Raw genomic sequence first — 3,373 nt, 5'->3', positions numbered from 1 at the left:
ATCGAGGAGCGCCAGCGCCACGTCGTCCGGGCGGACGCGCACGCCCACGCGGTCGCGGCCGCCGGTCAGCACCGCCGGCACGGAGTCGCGCTTCTCGCAGACGACCGTGACGGGCCCCGGGAGGAACGCTCGCATGAACGCGCACTCAGTCTCGCCGACGCGAACGTGCTCGAGCGCGCTGTCGACGTCGGGGAACGCGAACGACAACGGGTCGTCGCGGCTCCGTCGTTTCGTCTCGAACACGCGCTCGATGGTGACCGGGTCCAGGGCGTCCGCGCCGACGCCGTACACGGTCTCCGTGGGGTAGACGACGAGGCCGCCGGTCCGGATGGCGTCGGCGGCCGCCGCGATGTCGTCGTCGCTGACAGTCATACCCAACAGTTGGTCGCCGCCCGAAAAAGCGTTACAGGTCCCGTTCGCCCGGCGTACCACTACGCGCGGTCGCGCCTCCCGGTGGATTCACAGCCCGATGACGGCGTCCTCGACGGCGTCGTAGTCCGGGAACGCGGGCCACTCGTCGGCGACCCACGCGTACTCGACGGTGCCATCCGGCGCGACCAGGAACACGGACGGCCGCGGTTCGCTGACGCCCGCCATCCCGTCGAGGCTGTGGCTGATACCGTACTTCTCGGCGACGCCGTTCTGGGGGTCGCTGAACAGGCCGGCGAACGACTCGATGCCGCGTTCCTCGATGGTGGTCATGTGCTCGTAGGGCGTCGAGATGGAGACGCCGACGACCTGCACGCCGTACTCGTCCATCCCGCGGTCCCTGAGTTCGTTCCAGATGTACGTCGACGGGAACGCGCCGTCCATCGGCGTGAACACCAGGAGGACCGGTGCGTCGGCCAGCAGGTCCGACAGCGCGACGTCCTCCCAGAACTCGTCGTTCACGAGCGGGCGCGTGAAGTCCGGCGCCTCGTCGCCGGCCTCGACGTGGTCGGCCGGCGGGAGGTCGACGACCTCGAAGTCGAGGTCCATCAGTCCCCACCCCCGTACGTGGCGTCGAGGTAGTCGGCGATGTTCCCGCTCTCGGCCATCGCCACGCCCGTCTCGTCGTCGATGATGGCGGGCACCGTCCGCGCGCCGACGACGCGCTTGACGGCGTTCCTGTCGCCGTGCATCGGCTCGACGAACCGCGAGTGGTAGTCGATGTCGAGCTCCTCGAGCTTCCGGACGATGCGCTCGCAGAACGGGCAGGCCTGCAAGCGGTACAGCGTCACGTGGGCGTCGCTGTGGCGTGGCCGCGGCGTCGCTTCTCGCGCACTCATGGTGGCTCGTTCGCCCGAAACCCGGGTAAACGCTTCGCCTGCGGCGGTCCCCGCGCATTCGAGTGAGCAAACTATTAACCGGCGGGCTGAAAACTACCTCAACTGGAATGGGCAATCTGTCGCTCCCGCTGGCAGTGTTACTGTTCGGCGTCGAACTCGGGCAGGACGTCATCGTCGCTGCCGGAGTGGTCACCATCGCCATCCTGATGGGGTTGTCGGCGTTCTTCTCCTCGTCGGAGATCGCGATGTTCTCTCTCGCCCGGCACCGCATCGACGCGCTCGTCGATGAGGGTCGGTCGGGCGCGAAGGCGGTCGACGAACTGAAACGCGACCCCCACCGGCTGCTCATCACCATCCTCGTGGGGAACAACCTCGTGAACATCGCGATGTCCTCCATCGCGACGGGGCTGCTCGGGTACTACCTCTCACAGGGACAGGCCGTTCTCGCGGCGACGTTCGGCATCACTGCGCTCGTCCTGTTGTTCGGGGAGAGCGCGCCGAAGTCCTACGCCGTCGAGAACTCCGAGTCGTGGGCGCTCACGATTGCCGGCCCGCTGAAGTGGTCCGAGCGCTTGCTCTACCCGCTGGTCGTCCTCTTCGACTACTTGACGCGCATCGTCAACCAGGTCACCGGCGGCCGCGCCGCCATCGAGACGAGCTACGTCACGCGCTCGGAGATCCAGGACATGATCAAGACCGGCGAGCGCGAGGGCGTCATCGAGGAGGACGAACGGGAGATGCTCCAGCGCATCTTCCGGTTCAACAACACCATCGCGAAGGAGGTGATGACGCCGCGCCTCGACATGATCGCCGTGACGACCGACGCGTCCATCGAGGAAGCCATCCAGACGTGCACGCAGGCCGGCCACGAGCGCATCCCCGTCTACGAGGGCGAACTGGACAACATCATCGGCGTCGTCAGCCTCGAGGACCTCGTCCGCGAGTACCTCTACGGCGAGTCCGACGACGTCGAACTCGAGGACCTCATCGAGCCGACGCTGCACGTCCCCGAGTCGAAGAACGTCGACGACCTGCTCCGGGAGATGCAGGAGGAGCGCGTCCAGCTGGTCGTCGTCATCGACGAGTTCGGGACGACCGAGGGCCTGCTGACCGCCGAGGACATCACGGAGGAGATCGTCGGCGAGATCCTGGAGGGCGAGGAGGAACTCCCGATCAACTACGTCGACGACGAGACCGTCCGCGTGCGCGGCGAGGTGAACATCGAGGAGGTCAACGACGCCCTCGACATCGACCTGCCGGAGGGCGAGGAGTTCGAGACCATCGCGGGGTTCATCTTCAACCGCGCTGGCCGCCTCGTCGAGGAGGACGAGACGTTCCGCTACGAGAACGTGGAACTCACCGTCGAGCGCGTGGAGAACACCCGCATCATGAAGGCTCGCGTCCGCCGCCTCCCCGAGGAGGAGGCCGAGGAACTCGAACACGAGTCGCTGGCCGACGGGAACCACGGCGAGGGCGCGTAATCGTCGGCTGGAGGGGCCAACCACGGCGAGGACGCCTGAACGGCGTCCGGCGATGCCGGCCGCAGCGAGAACGCGTGACTGTTGCTCCGTGACGCCAACGCTTTTTGCGGTAGCGGTCCCTGGTCCGACCGATGCCCTCCCCTGGTGACGTCGCTCGTTCGACGCTGTACCTCCTGGTGTCGTTCCCGCTGGGAGTCGTGTACCTGGCGCTCGTCGTCAGCGGCGTGATCGTCGGCGTTCCGCTCCTGTTGTTCGCAGTCGGGGTCGTCGTGCTCGCAGGCGTTGCGGCCGTCGCCCGTCGCGTCGCTGTGCTCGACGCGGGACTCGGCGCGCGGCTGTTCGACGTGCCCGCACCCGTGCTCGCTGAACCCAGAGCGTCAACGGGCGTCTTCGACGCCGCGTTCGCGGAACTCGCGGCGTTGTCTGGGTACCGAGCGGTCGCCTACCTGCTCGTGCGATTCGGGATCGGCGTCGTCGGGTTCACGTTCGTCGTGACGTGGCTCGGTGCCGCCGCCGCGCTGGTCGCGACGCCACTGTACTACGACGACCCGGCGATCACGGTCGGCGTGGTCGGCGTCTGGGAGGTGGAGACCTTGGCCGCCGCTGTCGCCGTCGCCGGCGTCG

5 protein-coding genes are annotated in these 3,373 nt (G+C 67.7%); 2 read left to right on the top strand and 3 right to left on the bottom strand.

What is annotated here, in order from left to right; translation table 11 throughout:
* From GRX66_RS17630 to GRX66_RS17620, 3 genes are all read right to left on the bottom strand, one after another.
* On the bottom strand, positions 1-372 hold a 372-nt coding region (locus tag GRX66_RS17630), incomplete at its 3' end, for an L-threonylcarbamoyladenylate synthase (RefSeq protein ID WP_201293084.1).
* 87 nt (positions 373-459) lie between these two features.
* Entirely contained in the window at positions 460-978 is a 519-nt protein-coding gene (locus GRX66_RS17625) for a redoxin domain-containing protein (RefSeq protein ID WP_159527672.1), read from the bottom strand.
* The gene (locus GRX66_RS17620) at positions 978-1,268 is read right to left on the bottom strand and encodes a glutaredoxin family protein (protein WP_159527671.1); all 291 of its coding nucleotides are present in this window, start codon (positions 1,266-1,268) and stop codon (positions 978-980) included. The genes GRX66_RS17625 and GRX66_RS17620 overlap by 1 nt, the downstream gene beginning before the upstream one ends.
* Positions 1,269-1,375: 107 nt before the next feature.
* Between GRX66_RS17620 and GRX66_RS17615 the strand changes: the two genes are divergently transcribed.
* Both GRX66_RS17615 and GRX66_RS17610 read left to right on the top strand, forming a co-directional pair.
* A complete protein-coding gene (locus GRX66_RS17615) occupies positions 1,376-2,749 on the top strand; it encodes a hemolysin family protein (RefSeq protein WP_159527670.1) in 1,374 nt (457 codons plus the stop codon).
* A gap of 131 nt (positions 2,750-2,880) precedes the next feature.
* Positions 2,881-3,373 (top strand): sensor domain-containing protein (locus GRX66_RS17610; RefSeq protein WP_201293083.1); only part of this gene is annotated, 493 nt, incomplete at its 3' end.

The sequence above is a fragment of the Halobacterium bonnevillei genome (assembly GCF_009831555.1).
Lineage (GTDB): Archaea > Halobacteriota > Halobacteria > Halobacteriales > Halobacteriaceae > Halobacterium > Halobacterium bonnevillei.
The sequence above is the reverse complement of the archived record's forward strand: the minus strand, read 5'-3'. Positions and strand labels throughout refer to the sequence as shown.

What these genes read in the sequence shown, in the direction of transcription:
- GRX66_RS17615 (WP_159527670.1), top strand. Translation starts at nt 1,376, where the DNA reads ATGGGCAATCTGTCGCTCCCGCTGGCAGTGTTACTGTTCGGCGTCGAA.
- GRX66_RS17620 (WP_159527671.1), bottom strand. Translation starts at nt 1,268, where the DNA reads ATGAGTGCGCGAGAAGCGACGCCGCGGCCACGCCACAGCGACGCCCAC.
- GRX66_RS17625 (WP_159527672.1), bottom strand. Translation starts at nt 978, where the DNA reads ATGGACCTCGACTTCGAGGTCGTCGACCTCCCGCCGGCCGACCACGTC.